The sequence below is a fragment of the Peribacillus sp. Aquil_B1 genome, assembly GCF_022603275.1.
Taxonomy (GTDB): domain Bacteria; phylum Bacillota; class Bacilli; order Bacillales; family DSM-1321; genus Peribacillus.
The window spans coordinates 89,766-115,073 of the sequence record NZ_JAKXEE010000006.1; the positions used below are offsets into that span (position 1 = coordinate 89,766).

General features: G+C 37.5%; 24 protein-coding genes and 4 pseudogenes. 6 read left to right on the forward strand and 22 right to left on the reverse strand.

Annotated features, from left to right (window positions below; all coding sequences use genetic code 11):
• Positions 1 to 174: 174 nt before the first annotated feature.
• The 8 genes and pseudogenes from MPH60_RS25230 to MPH60_RS25265 form a co-directional block, all read right to left on the reverse strand.
• Positions 175 to 933: a response regulator transcription factor gene (locus MPH60_RS25230; protein ID WP_241594860.1), complete on the reverse strand. Its 759-nt coding sequence runs from the start codon at positions 931 to 933 to the stop codon at positions 175 to 177.
• Between the two features lie 5 nt (positions 934 to 938).
• Positions 939 to 2,180 (reverse strand): sensor histidine kinase, encoded by a 1,242-nt coding sequence (locus MPH60_RS25235; protein ID WP_241615876.1) that lies wholly within the window; start codon positions 2,178 to 2,180, stop codon positions 939 to 941.
• Positions 2,181 to 2,641: 461 nt separating this feature from the next.
• Positions 2,642 to 3,076, reverse strand: coding sequence for a GlcG/HbpS family heme-binding protein (locus MPH60_RS25240; protein ID WP_241594773.1), 435 nt, complete (start codon positions 3,074 to 3,076; stop codon positions 2,642 to 2,644).
• Positions 3,063 to 3,428, reverse strand: coding sequence for a glycerol dehydratase reactivase beta/small subunit family protein (locus MPH60_RS25245; RefSeq protein ID WP_241594774.1), 366 nt, complete (start codon positions 3,426 to 3,428; stop codon positions 3,063 to 3,065). Before MPH60_RS25245 ends, MPH60_RS25240 begins: the two co-directional genes overlap by 14 nt.
• Positions 3,425 to 5,263, reverse strand: a complete 1,839-nt coding sequence (locus tag MPH60_RS25250; RefSeq protein ID WP_241594775.1) for a diol dehydratase reactivase subunit alpha — start codon at positions 5,261 to 5,263, stop codon at positions 3,425 to 3,427. The genes MPH60_RS25245 and MPH60_RS25250 overlap by 4 nt, the downstream gene beginning before the upstream one ends.
• A 4-nt stretch (positions 5,264 to 5,267) precedes the next feature.
• Positions 5,268 to 5,714 carry a diol dehydratase small subunit gene (locus tag MPH60_RS25255; RefSeq protein WP_241594776.1) on the reverse strand — a complete coding sequence of 149 codons (447 nt, stop codon included), beginning with the start codon at positions 5,712 to 5,714 and terminating at the stop codon, positions 5,268 to 5,270.
• A gap of 10 nt (positions 5,715 to 5,724) precedes the next feature.
• Entirely contained in the window at positions 5,725 to 6,303 is a 579-nt protein-coding gene (locus MPH60_RS25260; RefSeq protein WP_272492872.1) for a propanediol/glycerol family dehydratase medium subunit, read from the reverse strand.
• Positions 6,304 to 6,316: 13 nt separating this feature from the next.
• Positions 6,317 to 7,981 (reverse strand): annotated as a pseudogene (locus tag MPH60_RS25265) (propanediol/glycerol family dehydratase large subunit).
• Positions 7,982 to 8,189: 208 nt separating this feature from the next.
• Between MPH60_RS25265 and MPH60_RS25270 the strand changes: the two are divergent.
• On the forward strand, positions 8,190 to 8,438 hold the full coding sequence (locus tag MPH60_RS25270; protein ID WP_241594777.1) for a hypothetical protein: 249 nt from the start codon (positions 8,190 to 8,192) through the stop codon (positions 8,436 to 8,438).
• Positions 8,439 to 8,783: 345 nt separating this feature from the next.
• Here the strand turns inward: MPH60_RS25270 and MPH60_RS25275 are convergent.
• From MPH60_RS25275 to MPH60_RS25305, 7 genes and pseudogenes are all read right to left on the reverse strand, one after another.
• A pseudogene (locus MPH60_RS25275) lies at positions 8,784 to 8,897 on the reverse strand (aldehyde dehydrogenase family protein); the annotation flags it as partial.
• Between the two features lie 358 nt (positions 8,898 to 9,255).
• Positions 9,256 to 9,639 carry a VOC family protein gene (locus MPH60_RS25280; protein ID WP_241594778.1) on the reverse strand — a complete coding sequence of 128 codons (384 nt, stop codon included), beginning with the start codon at positions 9,637 to 9,639 and terminating at the stop codon, positions 9,256 to 9,258.
• Between the two features lie 537 nt (positions 9,640 to 10,176).
• A pseudogene (locus tag MPH60_RS25285) lies at positions 10,177 to 10,994 on the reverse strand (alpha/beta fold hydrolase).
• A 182-nt stretch (positions 10,995 to 11,176) separates the two neighbouring features.
• The gene (locus tag MPH60_RS25290; protein WP_241594779.1) at positions 11,177 to 11,818 is read right to left on the reverse strand and encodes an HAD hydrolase-like protein; all 642 of its coding nucleotides are present in this window, start codon (positions 11,816 to 11,818) and stop codon (positions 11,177 to 11,179) included.
• 727 nt (positions 11,819 to 12,545) lie between these two features.
• Positions 12,546 to 13,172, reverse strand: a complete 627-nt coding sequence (locus MPH60_RS25295; RefSeq protein WP_241594780.1) for a hypothetical protein — start codon at positions 13,170 to 13,172, stop codon at positions 12,546 to 12,548.
• Positions 13,156 to 13,644 (reverse strand): hypothetical protein, encoded by a 489-nt coding sequence (locus MPH60_RS25300; RefSeq protein WP_241594781.1) that lies wholly within the window; start codon positions 13,642 to 13,644, stop codon positions 13,156 to 13,158. The genes MPH60_RS25295 and MPH60_RS25300 overlap by 17 nt, the downstream gene beginning before the upstream one ends.
• 1,058 nt (positions 13,645 to 14,702) lie before the next feature.
• Positions 14,703 to 14,861, reverse strand: coding sequence for a hypothetical protein (locus MPH60_RS25305; RefSeq protein ID WP_241594782.1), 159 nt, complete (start codon positions 14,859 to 14,861; stop codon positions 14,703 to 14,705).
• Positions 14,862 to 15,264: 403 nt separating this feature from the next.
• Here MPH60_RS25305 and MPH60_RS25310 point away from each other — a divergent pair, with 403 nt between their 5' ends.
• Positions 15,265 to 15,606 (forward strand): PadR family transcriptional regulator, encoded by a 342-nt coding sequence (locus MPH60_RS25310; RefSeq protein WP_241594783.1) that lies wholly within the window; start codon positions 15,265 to 15,267, stop codon positions 15,604 to 15,606.
• Positions 15,603 to 16,142, forward strand: a complete 540-nt coding sequence (locus MPH60_RS25315) for a DUF2812 domain-containing protein (RefSeq protein ID WP_241594784.1) — start codon at positions 15,603 to 15,605, stop codon at positions 16,140 to 16,142. Before MPH60_RS25310 ends, MPH60_RS25315 begins: the two co-directional genes overlap by 4 nt.
• Before the next feature lie 259 nt (positions 16,143 to 16,401).
• On the opposite strand, the gene MPH60_RS25320 is transcribed toward MPH60_RS25315, so the two are convergent.
• From MPH60_RS25320 to MPH60_RS25325, 3 genes are all read right to left on the reverse strand, one after another.
• Complete coding sequence (locus tag MPH60_RS25320) at positions 16,402 to 17,181, reverse strand: PAS domain S-box protein (RefSeq protein WP_241594785.1); 780 nt, start codon at positions 17,179 to 17,181, stop codon at positions 16,402 to 16,404.
• 167 nt (positions 17,182 to 17,348) lie between these two features.
• Positions 17,349 to 17,483 carry a hypothetical protein gene (locus MPH60_RS27855; protein ID WP_255256717.1) on the reverse strand — a complete coding sequence of 45 codons (135 nt, stop codon included), beginning with the start codon at positions 17,481 to 17,483 and terminating at the stop codon, positions 17,349 to 17,351.
• A gap of 160 nt (positions 17,484 to 17,643) precedes the next feature.
• A complete protein-coding gene (locus tag MPH60_RS25325; protein WP_241594786.1) occupies positions 17,644 to 17,898 on the reverse strand; it encodes a hypothetical protein in 255 nt (84 codons plus the stop codon).
• 376 nt (positions 17,899 to 18,274) lie between these two features.
• Between MPH60_RS25325 and MPH60_RS25330 the strand changes: the two are divergent.
• Positions 18,275 to 19,467 (forward strand): annotated as a pseudogene (locus MPH60_RS25330) (IS110 family transposase).
• 169 nt (positions 19,468 to 19,636) lie between these two features.
• On the opposite strand, the gene MPH60_RS25335 reads toward MPH60_RS25330, so the two are convergent.
• Complete coding sequence (locus tag MPH60_RS25335) at positions 19,637 to 20,170, reverse strand: hypothetical protein (RefSeq protein WP_241594787.1); 534 nt, start codon at positions 20,168 to 20,170, stop codon at positions 19,637 to 19,639.
• 785 nt (positions 20,171 to 20,955) lie between these two features.
• Complete coding sequence (locus MPH60_RS25340; RefSeq protein ID WP_241594788.1) at positions 20,956 to 21,660, reverse strand: CPBP family intramembrane glutamic endopeptidase; 705 nt, start codon at positions 21,658 to 21,660, stop codon at positions 20,956 to 20,958.
• A gap of 89 nt (positions 21,661 to 21,749) precedes the next feature.
• Between MPH60_RS25340 and MPH60_RS25345 the strand changes: the two genes are divergently transcribed.
• Both MPH60_RS25345 and MPH60_RS25350 read left to right on the forward strand, forming a co-directional pair.
• On the forward strand, positions 21,750 to 22,475 hold the full coding sequence (locus MPH60_RS25345; protein ID WP_241615877.1) for a MerR family transcriptional regulator: 726 nt from the start codon (positions 21,750 to 21,752) through the stop codon (positions 22,473 to 22,475).
• A 326-nt stretch (positions 22,476 to 22,801) separates the two neighbouring features.
• Positions 22,802 to 24,040, forward strand: a complete 1,239-nt coding sequence (locus MPH60_RS25350; RefSeq protein WP_241594839.1) for an IS110 family transposase — start codon at positions 22,802 to 22,804, stop codon at positions 24,038 to 24,040.
• Between the two features lie 192 nt (positions 24,041 to 24,232).
• Here MPH60_RS25350 and MPH60_RS25355 read toward each other — a convergent pair whose 3' ends face one another.
• Together MPH60_RS25355 and MPH60_RS25360 are read right to left on the reverse strand one after the other, a co-directional pair.
• On the reverse strand, positions 24,233 to 24,649 hold the full coding sequence (locus MPH60_RS25355) for a cytidine deaminase (protein WP_241594840.1): 417 nt from the start codon (positions 24,647 to 24,649) through the stop codon (positions 24,233 to 24,235).
• A gap of 189 nt (positions 24,650 to 24,838) precedes the next feature.
• Entirely contained in the window at positions 24,839 to 25,207 is a 369-nt protein-coding gene (locus MPH60_RS25360; protein WP_241594841.1) for a VOC family protein, read from the reverse strand.
• Positions 25,208 to 25,308: the final 101 nt, after the last annotated feature.

Genomic DNA, 25,308 nt, shown 5'->3' on the forward strand with positions numbered 1-25,308 from the left:
ATAAATTAAGCAAGAAAGAAATCTTCCCCTCTCCTGCCAATGAAGGCTCGATGCCTGCTCTAAATCGAGAAAAAAGGATGTTTTTTTCTCCATGCGTGCGCACCAGCTGACATCCAGCCGGTGTGCCTCCTGGTAATTCAACTCTTTCTTGTGTTTCATTGCAAAAAATCTACTTTACATCACAAAATTATTGAATGTATTGATTCTTTTCTTTCTTGACAAAAGAGATTTCTGCTGAAATTGCGTAGGTGTGATTCCTTCGTATTTTTTGAACACCCTAGCAAAATAATTGGAATCGGTAAATCCGCATTTCTCGCTTATTTCCATTACAGTTTCCCTACTATAGCTAAGATGCTGTTTCGCTTTTTCCAGCCGACGGGACGTTATATAGTGAGTGATTGTGCAGCCCGTTTCTTGTTTAAACAGTCTGCTGAGGTACTGACCGTTAAGGTAAACTAACCTAGATAATGTGTCTAAGTTTAAATCTAAATGAAGATGGTTCTCTATATATTCTATAAGGGTTACAACATCGTCATGCGTGCAGGATGCTTTTAAAGAGGGTTTAGCCGGGCTTTTTACCACCGGTATATATTTAATTAATATTTGTCTGATCTCATTCTGATGAGCTGGTTTTAATAAATAATCATCTGCTTCCAATTTACTCGTTCGGTTGACTAAGTCACACTCATCATACGCTGTAAGGAAAATGATGCGACAGTCTGGAACATCGTTTTTGATTATTTCCGCTGCTGCCAAGCCATCCATAATAGGCATTTGAATATCCATTAGAACGATATCCATACGATTTTGCTTCGCCAGGTATACAGCATCCGCTCCATTTTTAGCTTCAAATAAGTGGCTTATTGCGAGGTTTTCTCTATTAATCATCATCGTTAATACTTCCCGTTCTAATGATTCATCATCCACTATCATCACATTCAATACAAAACTCCTCCTGAATTTGGAAGGACGAGCCGCACCGTTGTACCAACTTCTGATTTACTTTCAATGGCTGTAATCCCGTACTCTTCTCCAAAATAATATTGAATTCGTTTTTGTACGTTATTCATCCCAATTCCTGTGGTATGACTGTTTTTTCCCACTCCTGAATGTGAAAAAATAGAGGCTACTTTTTCTTCCGTCATCCCCACTCCTGTATCAGAAATTTCTAACACCACGTGGTTATCTACTAAAAATCCGTGAATATTAATAACCACTCTACTATCCTGTGGCTCAAATCCATGGATGATAGCGTTTTCAATTATAGGCTGGATAGAAAGAATGGGCATTTTTATAGCTTCTGTATCAAAGTCTATTATCTCTTCGTAATGAATTTGATTACGGAAACGAGATTGTTGAATATTCAAGTAATTTCTTGTGTAATCCAGTTCTTCCCTTAATGAAACAAGCTGGTCTATATTTCGCAGGCTGTATCTCATGATTTTAGCTAGCGAGTACGTCACATTTTGTGTCTGTTCCGCATTCTCTAAATAGGCAAGTCGTGAAATGGTGTTCAAAGTGTTAAATAAAAAGTGCGGATTAATCTGTGATTGCAATACCTTTAATTGTGTTTCCTGAAGGAGTTTCTCCAGTCTGGAACGAACCTTTATCTCTTCCATTAGTTTTTGATTCTTCTCATTTAGCTCTTCTTGTACAAGGTTATTAGCGCCCAATTTGACGATATGATTGGCAACAAGCTGCAGCATTTCTGTTGATGCTTCGATCTTTTTTTGACTTGTAAATTCAATCTTCTCAAAATAAAGTTGGAGGAGTTCTTGATCAATTGGCAAGTGTTTTGTTTTCTCTCGAATCTTGTCCAACTGCTTTTCATCTTGATCTTCTAGTAGCACCTGGCCACACAGAACAGATCCAAGGTGTTTATCGTTAAGAACAATAGGAGCAGCTATATCAACTAGACCAGAATGGCAATAATGGATGCTTGGCTTTGCTTGTTTAGCCGCAATCAGTCCCACCTTTTTATCAGACCATACACAGCATCGCATTCCTTCCTGTGAGGAACGCATGTGTTTGCAAAAATTTGTGAAATTAGTTGGACTGGTGACAGGCACTCCTTGATCATCTGCAATGATGACTCCCAAACCAGTCACATCGGAAAATCGCTCCTGGATTTCCTGAAGAGTCTCAACATTCACAATGCTCCGTAATGTAAATGCATTCACTATGTACCTCCTTGTCAATTTACTTTATATTATTAAATTTACACTTTTTGGAACATTTATACCTATCATTATAGCTTATTCCTCTCTAGCTAAAAAGTATATTGTCTCCTTCGATAAAGTGATGGTAATGCACATAATTGGCCAATACAACGAAAGAGCTAATCCAATCATGGAATTAGCTTCACCACGCGTTCTTTAGGCTTCTACAGAATTAGATGCCTTTTTACATCAAATTTCCATATACAAGGATATTATTTCAACTTTATCACCGGATTTTGTGTAAAGCTTCATTTTTTGCAATCTCTTTATTTTGTCTTTCATTTCAAACATACTAACCAATTTAACTTTCACCAAACAGATGATATCCTTGGAACCAAACAGATTGAATCGTTGGTTCCCAGGATATTAACATGGTATTAACTGGATGGCAAGTAGACCTCCAATGAATACCATACGGACCCCTATCTGATGAGACTAGAAGTTACTTCTATATCATCCAGCACATTAACAGCCGCTTGGGCTACTCGTATATCCTCCTCGACTGAGCCGCCGCTTACGCCAATTGCCCCAATAATTCGGCCTTTATTACGTAAAGGAATGCCTCCGCCGAACACGACAACCCGTCCATTATTGGTTGTATTAATACCGTAAAGTTCATTTCCCATTCCGGCTGCCTGAGCTAAGTCTGCTGTGGGCATTTTCATTGCTACTGAAGTCCAGGCTTTGTTTTGGGCAATATCCACACTGACCAATAAAGCATCATCCATTCGATGGCAGGCTATGAAGTTCCCTCCTTCATCCACAATGCTAATGACCATAGGGACTTCGATTTCGTTTGCTACCTTTTCAGCACCCTCAATTAGCTTTTTTGCTAATTCTAAATTAATCTGCTCCATATTTTTCATCCTTTCCTATTAAAAAGATTAAGGGTAAGCCTTTGATTAGACGAGCCGCGTTCTTTCCTAATCTGCGCCCGTTTTGAAGGCTGTCCTGTAAATAGGGTTCTTCTGGTTTCAATTTTTCGTGATGTAAACATAAATCGCCATTTTGTTCAATGCCTATACCAACTTGCAAAGGGGATATAGATGCTGCTTCCCACCCTAATTCTATAAAACTACTAGCTTTGTTCCCCTCTTGAAGTAAGAATGGAACCCCTTCTTCTTCCAAGCCCGCACACACTTCTTGAATTTGTCTAGTGGAAAGTGCGCTGTTATATAAAATTGTAATGTATACGTCTCGTTTATTCATTTGAATACCTCATGCCTGATAGAGGATAAGACCAAACCGGTTGCCACCGCATTTCTTGGGCCTTCTGTACCGCGAATATTGGCAAAACCGGCAACGATACCATACTTACCTAGTTCTTCTGTCAACATTTGTGGAATTTCAAAGTCAAGTGCCGATCCCCCCACCATGACAACAAAGGACAAGTGTTTTAAATTGCCTGTTGGGATTACTCGCTTAAGCGCACGCAGAGCATTCGTTAAAAATACTCTTCGCTTGGCGCTGCGGCGTATTTCCCTGACCTTTTCCATGGATACCTTGGTTGATAATGGCGTTAGATCTTTTTCTTCCCGAATGACTACTTTTCCGAAGGTGTACGGAGGAAAAGGCTCTTCAGAAAATAACATTGTCCCGTCTTCTAGTTGCATATGGAACAAGCTCAACACTTTTCCTAAAGGGAATTTTTTTATTTTTTCAGCTAGTTCCTTGTCTCTCAATGCGAGTTCAGAATTAATCAGCATCGTTACCATGTCTCCTGCACCAGCCAAGTGGCTTGAGATGATGTTGCCGGATTCATTCATCATGGCAGCATCGGTTGAGCCACCGCCCATATCGAGAATGACAATTGGTTTTCTCGTGCCGGGAGTCGTTAAGGCCCCGCGGATGGCCATTTCCGCTTCAACTCCTCCCACTTCAACCTCGATGCCCATTTCATTTTCCAATAAAGAAGCCACTTTTTGGACCGGCACTTTATCGGTTTTGACCATGGAGGCTAATGCGACGCCACTTTCCATGGAAAGCTCACCTGCCATGGAACCGCTAATGGAGGTCGGGATTACCGCATCAACCGCTAGAAGATCTGAGATGGTAATTTCAAGGGGTAATTGTCCGGTGAGTTGAGCTAAATCATGACGGAGCCCGTTAAACATCCCTCCGACATTAGTTCCTGTTTCTCCCTTGACGTCTATTAGCGTTTCCAGTTTTGCATACTTTTTCATAATGGATTCTGCCCCATCGTTAATGGATACTTCTAGCTGCCGGTTGTTTGTCCCTATTAACATGAATCGTCCCGCTTCTATTTTCCGTTCAACGACTTCCCCCTGCGGTGTCCGGATTACTACGGCCGAACGGTTGCCAACTAATGCTTTAGCGACTAAAGCAATTTGTTTCGTCTGGTCCGAATCCAACTGAAAGACAGTAGAGAGCCCGTATGGATTACTTAATGTTCGAATGACATGACCTGGTAAAGCAACTTCAATCGCGGCCAACTTTAAAAGAGGAACTTTTTCAATCAACGCAACCTCATCGACGATAGGAATTTTTTTGTACAGTCGATTGTGTATTAACACCCCATCATCCTTTTGTACAATTGCCCCTGTAACAGAAATCCCTACGCTGTTTGCCTGATTTAGACGGTGAGCCACCCATTCATAATCAAATAAATTAGGGATCACAGCGATATAATCCTGCTCTTTTTCTTCGACGTTCAACAATTGATCGATTAAAACCGTTGTCCCAACACCTAAACCGGCTCCGCCTGGGGTATCCGGATTATGGCCAATCATGGACGATTCCGTGATAATCGTTTCGCTAATAAGATCCATCGCCAAATCGCCAATGACTGGCACAGCATCATTCAATCTGATAAGATCAATATCCTTCAACTCAATATCTGCATTTTTGACCGCTTCCTGCAAAGCAAGACGGATGCCCTTCACATTATCAGTCGTTCCTTTAATACCCGTAGTTTTGACTAAATGTTGGGAAAGAAAATAAGCATGGTCTTCCTCCACACACGCGATTGCCACTTCAGTGGATGAATTGCCGATATCTACACCGGCTAAAATTTTTTTGACCACTCCTTTAGTCCTCATTCTTCTTTAATCTTCCGCGTCTTTCGTACACATTTGCCGCTTCACGGATTAATTCTGCGTTTTCTGTCGCTTCGTATTCTTCTTCTAATTCATCGGCAATCGCTAAAAGCTCTTCTTTCGTAGAACGGTTCGGGCGCAAAGCATTATAGATTTCTAGTATACGGGCATCAGATATTTTGATCATTTCAGCTGCTCGGCGAAAATTTTTCGCGAGTTGTGTTCTTCCTAAACTTTCACTAATGTTTGCATGCATTTCAAGCGTTTTGGGGCTGATACGTAAATCGGCACCCGTTATCTCTCCTTTTAAAGCAGCATCCAATGTTAAATCGTTGTAAGCCTGTTCTTTAGGTGTAAACAATAAATCCGGCCTTTTTGAACCTAGTGGATAGTCTTCTTTTGTTAGAAATTCTATTTTTTCTTTCATTTTATTTTCCATGTTCATCCCCCTATTCTTTTATGAAAAATTCGGCTTTCAGTTCAACTGGCTTCTGTTCTGGAACCAGTGACTGACACTCTTTTAAATAAAGCAAGGCAGCTGCCGCCTGATATTTAGGACGTGTCATTTCGTCATTTACTACCAGTACTGGATTAGGGCTTTCCCCTAACGCATACTTGGCAGCATTCCGTCCAATCTCCCGGTACATGTCTAACGTAATGACTGGAGATTGAGGGAATAATTCAAGGTTACTTAGCGGATCCAAATCGCGCTGGTGGATTACAATCGTTCCCCTCGACTGCAAGCCAATGCTGATACCTGAACCACTTATTTGGGCTGCTCCATGCGCCATAAAAGCTAAGTCAGCCGTTCGCAAGCTACGAATCACCCGAGGAACGGCTCCCTGCTCTTCAATTCCAGATAGGATTTCACGCAGAACCAAAGCGTGATCAACTTTCACGATTGTTTTATTCATCTCTTTTCCAAAAGCTGGGCCTATGGCTACTATCACTTCTCTTGCATTCGTTCCTTTCGCTGGCGTCTCAATTTCTGTTAATTTCATTTCAATAGAAAACGTTGGTACCGTCATGTTGCTCCCTCCTTTAATCAAAGTCTTTCGGACTGATAGCTTGACGAATGTTTTTGATTTCTTCCCACCTTTCCGGACTAAGGCGATAGCCCGTTCCAGGTCCTTTATAGTCATTTTCATCATTGACCGCACTTATCACCACATTATCCTTATTGATAATGGCTGATGTATGCAAATAGTCACCAGCTACCCTTTGTTTTAACATATCGAAAATCCGCTCAGCTGTTTGTCGATATCCGCGTTTCGCTAAAATAAGCGCGATGTCAAATCCTGAAATCCCATCCTGTAAAATCTGCTCAGCCGACTTTAAGTCCTCTACCACGTTTCTTGTCGGCATATCTTCGCTACTGTTGGCATAAGTGGCGGCTTCCACTTCTTCATCTGTAATGACCGGGAATCCTAGTTCATCAAAAATAGCTTGCAACGCTTTCGCCGCTTGATAACGGACATTGATTACCTCTTCTTCACTTACTGGTTTTAAACCGCCGTCCACCATCATGTCGCGCTGAAGAATCAAGTAATCATCCAGATCGCTGGAATCCATATTTGATCCTGCAAACATATCCTCGTTGTTCGGTACAGCACTAAATCCAGCAAAGATAAAATCTGTACCAGGTAGCATTTGGCACAGCATTTTAGCGCTACGTCGGATTTCAGAATGGGAAAACGTTTGGTCGTTTCCTGATGCTACTTCCATATCAAACAAGGTAGTCGCCAAATTTTCTGCTAAGACGGCGCGGATTCCGCTCGGTACAGAGGCTGGTATACCAATACAACTAATGGAACCATTTTGTAGCCCTTGCACGCCTGCTCCCTTGGCCATCATCACGCAGCGAATTTATAAATAGAGCATGGATTTTCCTTCTGCTCCGGCCATTTGCACTTCTGAACCTGTACCTGATGTAAAGCGCATTTTAGCACCGCGTGAAGCATATGCAGAGGCTAAAAATGATTTAGACCATGGGGTATCATCTCCATCCATGAACACAGACTCTGTGCCATAAATTGAAATGGTTTCAGCGTAAGACGTTAATCCAAGCATGGCTAAACGAAGTTCTGTCGCTTCTTCTAATGAATCCTGTGTTAAGATTCCTCCTCTTGCGGTTTGGGAACCGACGAGTAATGCTAACGCATTGAAGGGGGCATAACGAACAACTCCAACAGTTGTTTCCTGTTCATCAAATCCGTAAACTCCCGCTTCTGCAGCATCCGCCGCCATGAGGACAGGATTATCACGCACGTTCGTGACATGACATTGGTTGGACGGCGTTTTTCTTGCCCTCATCTTTTGTAAAGCCATCATCATTTCCACGACATTCATATGATTGAGTACTTCCAACACTTTTGCTGGCGTGAGTCCTTTTGACAGCTCTACGATTTCTGAACGAGGAACATTAATATCCACAAGTTTTCGAGCAATTTCCAAGCTGTCAAGAGCCATGATTTTTTCCGTTACGCTTGCATCAATCGTATAATCGGCAATAAACTGGTCGAGCATATCGAAGTCTTCTCGTCTTTTTTCATCCAATTCTACAATCGTGCCATTTTCTACTTTGATAGAAGGCTTTGGATCATTAGGACCTGTCATTGCAACAAATCCCATTTCTGGCCATTCTTTGACAAATCCATCTTTATTCACGGGTCTTTCTTCTAAAATCTCAAATCGTTTTGAACGCAGCATAAGAAATATCCCTCTTTCTATCATTATTTGGTTACATAATTTTTTAAGATGAATTTGTTTCCATAGAAGCAGCAATTTCTTCCTGAGTGCTTACTATTTTCAGAGAGACAGTGTCTTTAGAAGGTAGATAGTTTCCAATGAGAGAGTGATACAGTCCTCCCCCTATAATCGCCCCGACCATAGGTGCGATTATAGGTATCCAAAAATGGCTAAACCCCAAATCGTGTATTGGGCGTCATTTAAGACAAGAGCAGCGACACAGCCAGCAGCAAAGAAAATCAGAATAAAGCAGCCAATAAACTCGGCGATTGATTCCCCTTTTAATGCTTTTATGGGACACACCTTCTTTCCATTTTTTAAAAGTCACCTCCATGAAGCGATGGGGCGTATCCTTGTTTCCTTCCATTGGAAGTTTGTTGCTCAACTAGCTGGCAAGGAGCCTACGTACTGCTAACGTAATAGGTGGAATATTTTCTTTTGACTATAACCTCCTCTTTTTTACTTCGATAAACTTATTATAATTTTCTGAATTTTAAATGTCCCTAGACATAACTTACATGTCCTAGCACTTTTTCTACTTTTTAAATCAAGGAATTTTATTAGTCCCTAACTAGACATGTGTATATGGACCACTTTAAAAAAGAAGGTGTCTCCCTTATGCCATTTGGTTAAATATTAGAGGTTAAAGTGGTTTGTTAGTCTGCGACAAAAAAAGACGTGTATAAACGTTGTCACACGTTCCATACACGTCTCACCTCTTAATAAAATGATTTTATATAAAATGGAAGAGTTGAAGGACTTAGTCCATGTTCACACAGGCACTCTTCACTTCTGTATAGTTAACTAATAGGTAACTTCCCATTTCACGATCAATACCAGATTGCTTGTAGCCGCCAAATGGACTTGCTGCATCCAGAAATAGAGGTTGAAATCAAAAGTAAAGCGTATATAAGGAGACCAGGAATGTCTACTTCACCGCAAGGAGTACCGAAAAAAGAGGTGATAGGAAATTGAGGTGGGCATTTGTGTTCGGTATAACCGTAGTTGCTATTCTCATGACGCTATATGAATGGCAAAAAATGAATAAGAATCAGAAGAAGGAAAAAAGGGTCTTTGTGACATTGACCATGGCAGGATGGCTGCTAGCCGTCCTTCTCGTTTTCTTTCCGGATATGCCAGGACCTAGAGTTGACCCAAACTGTGTAGCGAAAAGGAAGTGCAAAAAGGCTGAAAGAAAAGGAAGTAGTATAGCCGACTACTTCCTAAGAAAATTAACCATTACAGATCATAAGTACATTACCATCTGGGTCTTGAAAGTTAAAGTAAGCAAAATCTCCAATACGCTCAATTTCTTTGACAATGCCTATGTTATTACTCTTGATGAATTGGTAAGCTTCGTCTATATCTTTTGTGTAGAAGTTAAATAAGACGTTATTGGATGGCTTAAATATAAAATTCGGATCAAACGAATGGTCATCTAAGGTTAATCCAGTTTCACTTGTTACAGGGATATTGTAAACAGGTGATTCTACAAAGTCATTATTCTGAGGGATACCAAGGAGACTGCAATACCATTCAACTGATTTTTTTAAATCTTTAACATGGATAAAAACATTGTTTATTTTACTATTAATAGGAGAACTGGCTATCTTCATTTTTTTCCACCTTTCATTGAATCTTATCTAAAGAAATTCAACAAATTTCAAAAAATTCCTTTAGAGGTTCATCATAGTTTGAAAAAGAAATGAGTGATCTTTTGAAGATAGCCTTTGGAGCTATTTCATTTACAGTTGATCTTTTTGTAGAAGGAGAAACATTTATGGCAAGTAATTCTGCAGAGTGCACTCTTGTTAAGATTACTTGTGAGGAGTGTCATATAAGATTCCAACCAGGAACATTACCGACCTTTATTAATAATTGTCCTTCGTCAAATAGTTTTAAAAGAAAACTATGAGCAACTTGCATTATTTTAAAACACGTCCAAAGAACTGAGATACTGTACTACACATATCCATACAGTCATATTATGAAAGCAAAGGTCATTCACTGTGTGTTCAAACTAAGCTTTTTCAACTAAACTACCTCTCTAGTCCCATAAGAAAAAGGCTGCCTCAGCAACCTCCCTTATTGAAGTAAAGCACCCGTTAGTTTAAGTACAATATTTCTCAAACCTCACTTACTGCGTAACAGTATTAGCTTTGGAACTCTTCAATTCTATCCAACCATTCATTTAATCGAGTGCTAAAAAGTTGTGTTGTTCAATTTGTAAATTGTGACCTGCTAGATTCAATACAGCAAAAGTTCCTCACGGATACTTGTTTACTAAGTCAAGAGCATCTTTATATCCAACCGAAGAGTCTTGTCTTCCTAACAGGAATACACTGGGTTTAATAAAACAAGACTGGTCAATCTTAAAAGAAAACCCAAATTTATTCTTAACCTTATTTAGAAACTCTTCATCTCCAATCTTACAACCACTTAGAATTTCTTTGTTGTACCTTAACCATGTGTACTCATCAAGTACAATATTGTTATTTCTAAAATCTTCTAATTCAACCTTTGATAAATTTCCAATAAACTTTTCATCCGTTCTCATTATTTTATGTTTCTCAACTGTTCTATTTTCTGGAAGAGGAATAATAAGAGGACATATAAATGCTGCACCGAGTATTTGTTCTTGATGCTTTTCAATAATGCCCCTAGCTATATAGCCACCGTAAGATTCCCCAGCAATTACGTACTCTTGGTTAGGAATTACAGCTTGAATAAAGTCTAAAACAGCATTCAACATTTCATCAGAACTACTTATTTCGTTAGATTCTTTTGTTAATCCCATCCTAGGTAGGTCGATATAAATACGTCGCCACCCCTCCCTCTTAGTAAATATTGGTTCCATACAACCACTCATTAATCGATGGTCCGGAGAATAACCGTGTATCATTAAAATTGGTTTACCTTCCCCTAAATCTTCATAATAAATCTCAGCTTGGCGAACTTTACAATATGCCATATTAATCTTCTTTCTATAAAAATCATTTTAAAACAATACCAATTCTCTTTTTGTTTCTTCAATTCCTTCTTCCACTAACCTGCCCCGTCAGACCATTAAAGGTAGTTTTTCTTTGAATATGAAAGTATGATAATGCTAAAAATCGTATTACAAAAGGGCGCCAATTGGCAGCTTTTTAGAATTTAAACTAACTTTAAGATTTCTTTGAAATTATTCACTACAAAATCTGCTTGTTTTAATTCATCTTCTTGAGCAAAGTCAAAGTTCACACCAACCGCAATAAGTTCATTATCCTTAGCAGCAGTTATATCTGAAGAACGATCTCCGACAACGTAACCTTTTCCAATTTGATTTTTATTTTTCACCATTTGCACTAAATCAGATTTATGCCCAGATTTAATCAGTTGGATACTATATGTATTTTGAATAAATCTATCCAAATTATAAGTTTCTACAATTGCTTGTAAATATTCTATCTGTCCATTGCTGGCAATAAATAAGGGATACTTTTTACTTAACTCATTTAATGTTCTCTCCACATCAGCATATAATGCACCTTTTTGTGCTTGGATTAGTTCAATAAGCTTTTTATGAAAAATCTCATTGCTCTTTACTCGTATTTCTAGTGAGTGGTTTGGGCAAAGTGTTTCCCATACAACTGGTAGAGGGACACCCATAATTCCCCTATATTGTTCAATCGGTGTTTTTGTATCCCATAAATTTTCTTTTCGTAGTACATCAAATGTTTCTTCTAGGGCAGGTTCTAAAATTAAATTTGTTTGAAATAAGGTTCCATCCATATCAAAAATAATTGCTTTACTCATTGAAAATTCCCCCCTCTTTCTATCTCTCAGTAAAACATAATATAATTTTTAAGCGCAAATATAATTAAAAATCTCATTATCCAAGGCAATTTAGGAGGAGGGAAAAACGCAATAATGCCAACGATTAGAAAAAGAACACCCACAACAAAACTAAATAAAACTTCCAAACAATTCACTTTCCCATTTAATCTTACATATTATATACGATTTACCAATAAAAGGTCTTCTTGATACTGAGCCTGAGTGGGTTACTCCATTCTGTAAAAACAGCTCCAATATCTTCTTCGCCCTTTCTTCCTCAATAGGACGAAGACATGGGATCATTGCTTCTCTTTCACTGTCCTACCAAATGGGGTACATACTTTCCATTTACCTACATAGTATGTATTGTCCAGGTGAATATGCATATACGCAAGGCATCTATGGTGGTACCATTCCACCATATACATAATGAAGCAAAGGACAAATACCACTACCTTTCACCGTTATTTCAGCTTCTTTTGGTGGCTCTTACTGCTCTAGATTTTTCCCCTTTTTTCAATTATTAGCTATTCGATGGCGCTGCCCATTGAATGGCTTTCTTTCTGGTTGAACGACTGGTTCCGGGCAAATTACATATATTCTAGCGAGGTTAATATATTTAGAGATAACCTTTTAGTCTTTATTTTTATTCTTATAACGGATTTAATCCATAAAAAAATGGATAGTAGAAAACTATCCAGATTCATTAAAAATAATCCTCAAAGTTCAATAAAATGGCCTTCATAGCTTGGCTTGAGTTTCCCTTTTCTTTAATCCTTTTCAGAAAGTCCATGAACAAAATTACCAGTAAATCCTCGACCTTCAACTCCTCATCCATCAAGTATGGGGAAATGTCATGCAGAAATACCTCACCCCTGTATATCTCCGACTCCTTTATTCGAAGCGTGATCTCTGCTCGTTTTTCTTCTGAGGTCACCTCGATTTCTTCTTCCCTTTGCTCGAAAGAGAAAAGGTTGGTCGTCACCTGCTTTAATACCCTCTTTTCAATCATCGGTCGCTCCAGGAATTTTTTTTTGGAAGAAATCAAAAAAGGACAGAGCTGTTCATATTTGGCCCCCTTTTTCACTTGTTCCAGAAAATCGAAATATAAGAGGGCAATAAGGTGATACAAACTTAGGTTTTGCGGAGCCTCTTCAAACAAATCCTTCATGTCTTCGACGAATACCTCCCCCCTTAAAAATTCATAATAGGGGACCTCGATTTGCAGATATCGATATTTTGGCAAAAAGTAATCAAAAAAACTCTTTTTTTCCTTGGTCCCATAAAACAGCTTGTTCGATAAAAGGTTAAATTGACTATAGGATTTCTTCAATGATACCCCCTCTTTCTAACCAGGCAACGGTATGTTGGATCATGCAATAGGCAACCCTCCGATCGGACAGGTCCTTCAAGATGGCGACTTCATGCAATCCTCCCCTTCCGCCGTATTCCGTTTCCAGCAAGTAGGTATGCATATATTCCTTCGTGTCCGTATAGTCCATTGCATAATTCACATCCTTCCATCTATTCAAACCGAACCTTAGCAATAAGGTATTGCAGGCCGTTTGGGTCAAAGATTTTCCCGTTTTTTGCTTATATATCGGATTTAACGTTTTACAAAGCGTCCGGAGCTTGACCTTCATGACATAATCGACTGGGAACTTTATGTCATGCTGCTTGTCTTTCCGGACTTTTCTCACCGACGTTATTTGGTGCGAAGCTCCTCCGGAAGATGTTTTTTGAATAGCTTTTGGTTTTGGATCCTTTTTCTTCATTTCCTCGAAAAAAGGGTTCAATGATGACATCCCTTCCCTCCTCTCCCCTCTCATTCTTTAAAAATGGAAACATATCTTAGGGTCACTTTGCCAGTTTTCCACTTTACTAACAATATAGTGGGGAAGGGGTCACTTTAGAACAGGGGAATGTATAAGCTTCCTTTACCAGGGCGATACTATTTAGCAAGAATATTAAATTGTGAGGGATATATATGCTGAAAAAGAACAAAAAGGATACGGAGATAAAGAAACAGTTTGCAAAACTAATGGAACAGACGGGTAAAAAAGCTGGAGGGAAAATTGTAAAGGTAAAGATAAAGTAAGAAAAAAGCGAAGGTATGACATTCAGACTTTTATTACGAGCTAGAGTATTTGCTCCGCAAATTGTTCCTTATACCCGAAGAGGCTACTGTAAATTTAGATAGTACATCAAGCACCGTCAAGCAGGCTCGATGCCTACTCTGAATCGAGAAAAAACGGATGTTTTTTCATTTTTTATTTGTTGCCCCTTTTTTTCTCTGGTGGGTTTTTCTTTCCTATTTTCATTTGACTTGCGAAGCGAATTAGTTCCCCAAAGGGGGATTATTTTTCCCCTTTAACATGTAGAACGAAAATCATGCATAGGCTATCGGTCAAGGGATTAAGCACAAAAAGTTTTTGATGTGCGATAGCGCCCCTAATCAAAAACTTTTTTGCCCCTTGACCGATTGATTGGCCTTCTTAGCTTCCTGCCGGAAAGGTTCGGGTGTCCTACCGGCTGGAAGGTTAGTCGGCCTGTGATGTTTTACGATTCGGAAGGCAAAGGAAAAAAATAATAAAAAAGCAGTCGTCCGGCTGCTATCCTTGTGACCTTTTATTCTATTAATCCTTTAATCCCTTATTTCTTACGGTTTCCGTTCGGTATGGCGGCAGTTAGCCATAAATGGTACAGGAACTACCGAATGTAGGCGAAGCATGAGTCGTATAGTTCATCGTTATCGAATATTTAATGCCGAAGCGACATGTACAGAATGTTGTAGAAACGCTCCATTTATTTGAAATGGTCAACAAACAAACCCATCAATCAAGTCGTAATTTATGAAAATATTTTATTCCATCATTTTTCTCATATTCTGTATCTCTAGATTAATCTTCCGTATTTGCTTGTCAATTTCATCAATTTGAAGCTCAGTGGATCCTTGTTTTCTTTTTTCCAACAGCTCTTCTCGTAATCTTTTTAAAAATACCACCCTACCTAACAACCCCATCTTAAACCCACCTTTGTTTATCATTTTCTTTAACCAAAGAGGACTATTTTTTAAATATTAAACTTTCTGGATCATTGGCTCCTCAAATAAATGTTTATTTCCCCATTTATTTTTCATTTTTCAAACTAAACACTTCAATAAAATTACTCTCTTTTCTTGGATTTAGACAGACTTAAGTGAAGGTATTTGCAGCTCTTTTTCTTATGGAAGATCCTCCCACCCCTTAGATCTAAAGGGAAATTTTCCTTTTTACTATACACCAAGTTACAATTTCATTTTACCTACTTTTTTGTTTAAACACCTTAGTATCAATAATCTGCGATATCCCATTGACTTATATATCATTAAACGATATATTATATTTAATGATATATCATTTAATGATATATAAAGGGGGAATATCATGGGGAGAAATGTCTCATTAGAAATAGGTGAACTGACGGACACAGCTTACTATATTTTATTGTCTTTAGTTAATGCGAAGCATGGTTACTTCATTATGCAAACTATTGAAGAAATGACTAATCAGCGATTTTCAATTGGACCTGCCTCTATGTATACAACAATCAAGAAACTATTAGCTGCTGAATTAATTCAACTGTTTGATGATCATGATCCGAAAAGAAAAACCTATATTGCAACAGAAAAGGGCATTGAACTTTTGAAAAAAGAAGTAAAGCGAAGACGGGAAATGGTATTACATGCAGAAGAAGTATTTAAAAGAAAAGGGGAGCAGTTATCATGAAAAAAGTTAAATATATTCCTAGTGGTGGTTTAGCTTTTTTTGAAGAAAAAGAGATGAAAAAGCTTGCCGAATATGCAAAAGAGGGATGGGTTTTAGAAAAATTTGCAGGGCTAGGGTACAAGCTAAGAAAAGGGGAACGTAAGAACATTGAGTATTCATTGGATTATCAAAAAGAAGTAGATGATGAATATTTAGCCTTCTTTGAAGTTGCTGGATGGTCACATGTATGTTCTGTAGGTAATGAAATTCATATATTTAGTGCCCCTACAGGAACCAAGCCAATCTATACAGACAGACCCACTACTGTTGAAAAATATGAACGAGAAAAGAAGCATATGGGGAAAGCTTCTCTTCCATTCTTCATTTCTACCATAATATTTTGGATGCTCAGTGTCTTTAGTAATTGGGGATGGGTACCTGAAAGTATTGGGAACTTTTTTCAAGTATTAGGGATAATTTCCCTTATCATTCTTATCTTCCCCGGCCTGCCATACCTTTCTTATCAATTTAAATTATTGAAATTACGAAAGGAGTAAATATCAAAAAAGTTCGAATACAAGAAAAATTTTCACGAACGGGTAGCAAAAGGCGATTTCTAAACTGTATATCGCCTTTTTTATGTTCGAGACTTCCTTATCGTTGTAAATCCGCATTTTCCTAACGTTTCCTCTTATAGAACTATCCTGCCCCATTAGCACAATAAGAAAAAGCCGTCTCATGACGGCTCTGACTCCAGAGAACGAACCTGTAATGAAGATAGATAACAATATATCACGGAATATAGTTATATCCTATTCAAGCACTTACGATGCTATCCTTTAACACCAATTCACGTACTGCCTGCTGTAAAGTTCCAAATATCTGTATTAGGGATAAATCGGCTCCGATCTGAACAACACTTTTGGCAATTTCGGGTCTTATTCCCGTTACAATAGAACGAACACCAAGCAAACCAAGTACGGCACTAGTTTCAAACAGACATTGGATTACCATTGCATCAAGTTCATAGATGCCTGAAAAAGCGCTAATCAAAGTATGGACACTCTGTTCCTGTATTTTTAAAGGCACATGTTCTAAAATATAATTCGCTCTTTCAGAATTGATAGAACCTACCAGGGGTAACACAGCGACCCCTTCCAATATAGGGACGACTGGAGCTGATAGTGTGTTAATTTCTTTGGACACTTTTTCGAGTGATCTTTCGATTTCTTTACGCTTTGTTATATCTCTGACGACAGATTGAATCGCTTTTTTATCCTCATACAAAACAGGAGTACAGTTTGTTTCTACATCAACTAGTGAACCATCAAACCGTCTTAATTGTTTTTCGATAGTTCCAGTTGGTTTATTTTCATCAAGGATCGATTTTGTATGCCTTACTATCAGCTCTCTATACTCCTCGGGTACGATATCGAATACAGATTTACCTATAACTTCCTCACTGGAAGCTGCCCGTAAAAAGTCTACTCCTGAAGGGTTTATATACTTAAATTTCCCATCTTGTTGAATAATAATTGCCTCCGTGGTCGATTCCACGATTTGACGATACAATTTTTCATCCGTATTATTTCCCATGAAAGTCCACTACTCCTTACCAAAAGTTATAAGTTTTCAACTAAAAACATTATACAATAAGTGAATAATTATTGTATTTTACGCCCCATATCTGTGCTTATTAGTTTAAAAATCCTTCTTCAACTCCCTCAGTTTAATGCGAATATCTCTCGAAGGAAATAAAAGAATTAGCCATTACCTAGCATAACTAAGTCATATAAGTAATTGACAACCTTACCCATTCTCCAAGCTATTATTGCTGAACTAATTGCAATTACAGCTAAACTCACAACTTTTATTAACTCTAATTTGCCTTTATCCACCTATATTTCTCCTCAACTTGTACTATTTATGAGTATATATTCTTCAACGATAATAAATAATCCTTGTGCAACTAACCTGCCCCGATAGTTCCATAAAGAAAAAGCTGCCTTAAAGACAGCTCTGATCATAAGAAAACGCCCCCGTTCGTGGAAAGTAAAACTAAGGCATAGAATTAGTTGTAAAGAAGATAGCAATTGTAACTATAACTAAAAAAACCATAAAGTAACTTGATGTCATTATCAATTTCTTTACAATGTCTGTTTCTTTCATTTTCTTATAAGCAACAAACCCAAGGACAATGGACGCAATCCATATAATTACACCCCATAAAGTGAATAAATATTCTGAATTTGCAACCCAAAATATCAAAATTATTAAGTGAAAAAGCAACAAAAACCAAGCTATTTGTTTCATATTTCTCTCCAATCCGCACCCAGAAAATATGCGAATATTGTAAAGTCTAAAATAAGAATTACCTAATAATCATACCATAATAAACCAATTTCTTAATGAACTAACCTGCCCCGTTAGCCATCCATGAAGCGCAAAAATCAGCGCTTCACCACAGAGAATGAAAATGGTTCAAAACAGTCAATACTGATTCTACGGCTGGGAGAGGAAGGTCGATGAACTATGGTGCGTTAGAGCCCATCCGTTAGTCTGACTCCAACGACCAAGGTGCACCACTGACTGTCGCTCCCTTACGGGAAGCACACATGGTAGATTAATCCTATTCTGGTTTTTGCACCAGCCTCCAATTATATTGAGAGCCGTAGAAAGGATGTTTTCAATGGAAGTAGTCATTGAAAGAGCGCATGTGGTATGGATCTCCATAAGGACAATATTACTGCATGTATTATGACACCAGAAGGAAAGGAGATTCAAACGTTTGATTGGATTAAAAAGAATAACTGTACTCATGTTGCCATGGAGAGTACCAGTGTATATTGGAAACCTATTGTTAATTTATTAGAAGCTGAAGAGATTGAGTTTTTAGTTGTGAATGCTCAACATATGAAAGCAGTGCCAGGGCGTAAAACAGATGTTAAAGATGCAGAATGGATTGCCAAACTTCTTCGACATGGACTTCTAAAAGCTAGTTACATTCCAGATCGAAATCAACGGGAACTACGTGAACTAGTTCGGTACCGTAGAAGTATCATTGAAGAACGTGCTAGACAACATAATCGCATCCAAAAAGTGTTAGAGGGCGCAAATATTAAGCTAGGCTCTGTGGTTTCAGACGTTATGGGTGTTTCGGCTCGAGACATGCTTAACGCAATTGCCGAAGGTGAAGAAGACCCTGAAAAACTAGCAAACTTTGCTCGACGCACAATGAAAAAGAAGAAAGATGAACTAGAACTCGCCCTTAAAGGTTATATCAATTCGCATCAACGCCTCATGTTAAAAACCATTTTAAAGCATATTGATTTTTTAACAGAGCAAATCGAGATGCTCGACCAAGAGGTCGAGGAAAGAGTAAGCTCCTATCAAGAAGATGTGGAACGATTAGACTCTATTCCTGGTATAGCTACAAGAATGGCTGAGCAAATTTTATCTGAAATTGGGACTGATATTAAGAAACAGTTTCCAAGTGCAGCTCATATGTGTTCTTGGGCAGGACTAGTTCCTGGGCATAACGAAAGTGCGGGAAAAAGAAAATCGGCTAAAACAAAAAAAGGAAACAAGTATTTGAGATCAGCATTAACAGAAGCAGCTCATTCTGTAAGAGGATCTAAAAACTATCTCGGAGCACTGTATAGGCGTACAGCATCACGAAAAGGTAAGAAACGAGCAGGAATAGTAGTCGCTCATGCCATGTTACGTATCTCCTATTATCTCTTAACTCGAAAAGAAATGTATGTAGACTTAGGCGAAGACTACTTTGATAAGCAGAGACAACAATCAATTTTTCGGCATTCACTTAGAAGACTTGAAAGTTTAGGTTACACAGTTACATTACAAGAACCTGAAGCATCTTAATCCAATCCACTTACCTACAATAAATCAGTAAATTAGGCGCTCTCCCCTTTTTAAAAAAACAATGAGCTGCGTCTTCTTAAGTATTGCCTTTTCCCCTAAATTCCAGAAGTCTATTTTCATGGTAGTTCTTTAAGGATTATTGTAGAGTTGCCCCAAACTGTGTGGTAATTTATTTTATGGAATTTGCGATTTCTACCAATATTTCCGATGTTACTTTATTAGAAATTCTCTTATCAACACTTAACATATATTGCCATCCACCTTTTTCAAAAATTAAAAGATTAACCACTCCAGAAGCCTTGCTACTATATATGGCATTATTACCATCACTTAATTTAAAAGTTTGGTCAATATTACCTTTTTTAAATTTAATTTTATTTTCAACCGGTCTAACCCGAATCGCATAGTGGTTTTCAGATAGGTCTTTATTAAAGTATTCTGCCTCAAAGCCATCATTGATATTACCTTCAAGGTTATTAAACCTGCCGTAATTATGAGTGAACGGTACTGGAGGTAATTGAATAGGCAAAGAAATAGTATGATTAAAATGCTTATTGCTATCTTGTAAAGCTTGATGTACTGAAGTGTAACCAATTTCAGAAAGCGACTTTTCAAACTCTTTACTGTCATTACTTGCGTAAGTTGTTCCAGTGAATGTGAAGTAAAAAGGAATACATAGGATAAATAATTTTAATAATCTCATAACAATACCGCCCTTTCTTATTATTAAATAAGATGCCCTGAAGCATTGAAGATATGAGTATTAAGTAGTGTTTATCTTAATTACCGCACAGTACGAGTACACGATGCTTGATGAAATATCCTGCCCCTTTAGTTCATTAAGAAAAAGCTGTCTTAAAGACAGCTCCGATCTTCAGCTAACAACCCGTTAGCTGAAGTACATTTATTCACACACTTCTTTCAGTTTGCTATTTAAGTCATCATAATCTTCTATATTAAAAGATACAGTTACTCTAGCCAGTCTTTCCGAATTTGGATAGAGGTACATTTGTTGATTGAACCTTATCCCTAAAGGTCCAATTATTTGGTAAATCAGATTTAAAATATTAAAACAATCTATGTCTACTCCATCTTTTAAATGGTTCTTTATATTAATAACCATTAGGTTATCGATAACTTCAAATTTAAGTTTCTGGGGGGGCGGATATTTTTAATTTTACAAAGTCTCTTTACTACTTGTTTAAAAGTATCTGAATTCCCGATATTTCCCGCCAAAAAAACACCCCTTATTTTTTAATTTTTTACTTATATTCTATCTTAATGCAAATATAACCTTATGCAACTAACCTGCCCCGATAGTTCCATAAAGAAAGAGCTGCCTTAAAGACAGCTCTGATCTTCAGCTAACGCACCCGTTAGTTTAAGTATATTCCTTCACAAACTTTGTTTATTTTACATAATTAATCTTTTTCATCTCTTGTATCGGGTAGTTCGCATTGTATGTTCCGGCTACTCATAACAATATCTTTATCCCAAACTTGTCAACAAAACCATAATTCCATTAGTTAAACCGTGAATAATAACTGATGGCCAGATCGAATTAGTTCGTTCATACGCTAAAGCAAAAATGATACCACTAAAGAAATTTACTGGCATTACATTATATGTTGGAATATGAATAATTGTAAAGATTGTTGAGCTAAGTAAAATTGCTCCAATAAATCCTATGCGTGTACGTAACCAGCGATATAAAAAACCGCGATAAAAAATTTCTTCGTATATTGGTGAGATAACTGCGGCAGAGATAAAGGCAATTAGAACCGTAACGAAAGTTACGTTTTGCTGTATTGCCTCTGTTTTGCTGTTCTCCCACGAATTCCCTATAAAACTAGTAAGCACTACAATTATCACGGCACCAACCATTAAGATAACAGAAAATACAACAATTATTTTCCAATCCTTCACAGTGAACTTTTTTATCCCTACTTCACTCCAAAAAAGTTTTTTCGGGCGGAGAGCAATAAAATAAACACCTAAAATTAGAATAATTGCTATTGTCAACCCCATTAATGTTCCAGCATATAGAACATTACCGAACCAGTGAGAATAAATTGGGTGAACAACGAATTTAATACACCCAATTACAAATACAAATTCAAGTAACATTAAAAATATAAATTCTTTCAAACCCCAACGGTCTTCTTCCTTCCAGTTCATTTCAGTTGTTTTCAACCGGCATCACTCTTCCTTTATATGGTATAATCCAACTATATTAGATGACGTTACGTCACCTGCAAGCTTTAATTTTAGGAGGGAATGAAATGAAACGATGGACTACAGGACAGGTATCAAAACAGCGAAATCTCTCCGTTCGCACACTTCGTTATTATGATCAGATTAATCTCCTCACACCAAGTTTTAAGGATGATAATGGACGACGATATTATTCAGAAGAGGATTTGTTTAAATTAGAAAAAATCATCATTCTAAAATCACTTTCACTTCCACTCGAAAATATTCGCGATTTATTAGATAGACTATCCTATAAACAAATTCTAATTTCGCATCATAATTATCTACAAGATGGACTTTCCAAACTTCAAACAAGCATTTCTAATACAAATTCTTTAATTAATATGATCGACTTGGAAGAATCTTTGTCTTGGGAACGTGTCTCTCAACTTATTCAAATTTCACAAAATAGCTCTAAAAAATGGATTGACTATTTTGAAGTTGATGAAAAGGTACTCTTGCAAGAGACAATTCCAAATCTCGGTAACAATGATTGGACAACACATCAGTATATTTCTTTGCTACGACGAATTGAGTGGTGTATAAAACACGATATTAAACCTGAATCAGACGAAGGTCATCAAATTGCTTGCGAGTTAATAGAAATATCAAATGATACTTTTCAAGGAGATACGAAGTTGATGGATAAGTTCTGGGAAGTCAGAAAACTGCCCTCTGAGGAAACGGGCCTATACCCGATTTCGGAAGAAGTACTGGAGTATGTGGAGCGTTGTATTGCTAATGTAACAGGTTAGGAATAATTATATAAATGGTCGGGGTAATTAGCATAATATAATAAATACAACTGGCTTAATCAACTAACCTGCCCCTTTCGTATTATTAGGTCAGCCAGATATTTCTGGTTGACCAATTTTTATATAGTTTTATTATAACGGTAGCCGGGGTAGAACGTACCTGCCCGTGGGGCTTAAGATCCCGTCAACTAAACAGTTCGCCCCCTACTTGCTTAAACATGATTTGGCTGGTTGGGACCAAGATCTCGTATAACAAGCGAAGCTATGATACTGCAAGAAGGATTAGGGGTTACCGGCAAATATTATGTTTTTGGAGGAGATAAAAAATGAATCCAGTGGTTGGTCTGGATGTAGCTAAAGGTGAAAGTCAGGTTCAAGCATTCTTGGAAAAGAAGAAGCCTTATCAAGGCAGTTTCAAAGTTACACATACCATTGAAGGATTAGAAACGCTATTTCAGTTTCTGAGAAAAATAGAAAATAAAACAGGAATCAAACCTCCGATTGTATTGGAATCCACGGGGCATTATCATACGCCAGTTGTACAGTATTTTGAGGAGAGAGGCTACTTATTAATTGTCGTTAACCCACTCATTTCTTATCGTGCGAAGAGCTCAAGTTTACGCAAAGTAAAGACAGATATAATCGATGCACGTCACCTCTGCGAGCTGTACTATAAAGAGGATTTAGAGCCTTATAAAAAACGAGGGATACAACTCTTAAATCTTCGTAATCTTTCAAGACAACACGAAAATATAACAGGTATCTATGTACAAACAAAACTACAGTTCCAGGCTGTTCTTGATCAAGTATTTCCTGAATATAGAGGGGTTTTTGGAGATTTGTATTCGGTTGTTTCTTTGCTTACTCTATTAGAATTCCCTACTTCTGAAGACATATTAGCAGTCGGTGAAGAAACTGTAGCAAATAGGATTAATGAACTTTGTCCAAGTCGTTCTAAAAAGTGGGCGAATACACAGGCAGAGAAACTTACGGCTGCCTCAGCTCGAAACCCTTTTCAGAGAACCTTATATCAGAGTCACATTTTAAGCCTTGAAATGTATATAAAAATGCTTCTAGAATACCAAAAGCACCTATCCAAATTTGAAGACGAGATAGATGCTTTGGCAAAAGAAATTGAAGAATATAAGATTATCCAATCCATCCCTGGAATCGGTGAAAAAATCGCTGCAACGATTATTTCTGAAATTGGAGAGATTGAACGGTTTAATCACCCTAAAAAACTAGTGGCATTTGCCGGAATTGATCCAAGTATCTTTGAATCAGGTAAATTTAAAGGCACAGTAAATCGGATTACCAAAAGAGGTTCTGGCAGACTAAGACACGCCTTGTATATGGCTGTTAAATGTGCCATTCGTGATTGTCGCAAGAAGAAAACGACAGATGAAATCATCCCTCGTAACAAGCGATTACGAGAGTTTTATGATAAGAAACGTGAAGAAGGAAAGCCCTTTAAAGTAGCTGTGATAGCATGTGCCAATAAACTCTTACATTGGATTTATGCACTTTTAAAAAGCAACTCACCTTTCCAAGATAGCCTAGTTTGAAAGTATAACTAAACCACCCAGAACTTTCCAAACACAGAAACTTGGAAGGTTATTTGGTATGCACAAATTTAGTATAGCATGAAATATTTTAAGGTTTTATTGAAAAATATTGACAAACTATTGGCTGGTTTAGTTGCATAAAGAAAGAGCTGCCTTTAAAGACACAGCTCTGTTCTTAAGCTAAAGCACCGGTTAATTGAATAATTCTTCATCTTTGTATGCGTGAGACCAATGATATGGCTGGACTTCTTCTAAGGTTTTAAAGATTAATTGTTGCTCATCGTTAGTTACTGCGACCTTTACATCTCTTCCCCAGTAAAATAATCTTTCTTGACAGACCCCACAAGGAGTTAATACTTTAAATTCTTGGTTTTCATCATTTCTTACAACGCAAATTGATTGAGTGATTTTTGTCTTAAATTTATGTGCTTCCAAAATCGCACCTGTTTCTATACATAACTCTGTTGAAGCATTTATGACCTCTGGTGATACACTTGTCAATATTTCACCATTGATAGTGTATATTGCTGCTGCTCCACCCCAGCCAGTAGGGTATCTTTTTTCTATAAGTTCTTTCGCTGCTTGAAATAACTTTTGTTCAATAGTCACTCTTTTCCCCCTACTTTTATTCTCAATTCAAATATCCAACTTAATTGTAACATCTTAGATAGTTCTTCAACCAAACTGCCCCGATAGTTCCATAAAGAAAGAACTGCCTTAAAGACAGCTCTGATCTTTAGCTAACGCACCCGTTAGTTTATTAAGGCCTTGTATGTACTCTATGTTTCAAAAAAGAACTTATAAGTTCAAATTTTGAATCATTTCTACCCTATTACCAAATGGGTCTCTAAATTCAAATCGTTCAAAATTTGGAATTGGAACACCATCAAGTATTTGTATATTCTCTTTTGTTAATCTATTTTTCCAATATGAGATGTCTTCTACTTCGTAAGCAATATGTGCTTTAGTTTTCAATCTATCAAAATCATCTTCTGTTCCTATATGTACATCTTTATCACCGACTTTTAACCAAAATCCTCCTCGTCCTTTAAGGGATTTGGGTTTTTCGATTTCTTGTAAACCTAAAATACCACAATAGAAATTTTTAGCCTTTTCTTCAGTCTCCTTTGGAATAGTTATCTGAACGTGATGTAATCCTTTAATCATATTAGCACCCCCGATGAATTCAAAATTTTACCAAAATTCTCCTTTAATACAAGGATACTAAACTTCTAACGTAAATAAAATTTTATATTTTTTATAAAAAC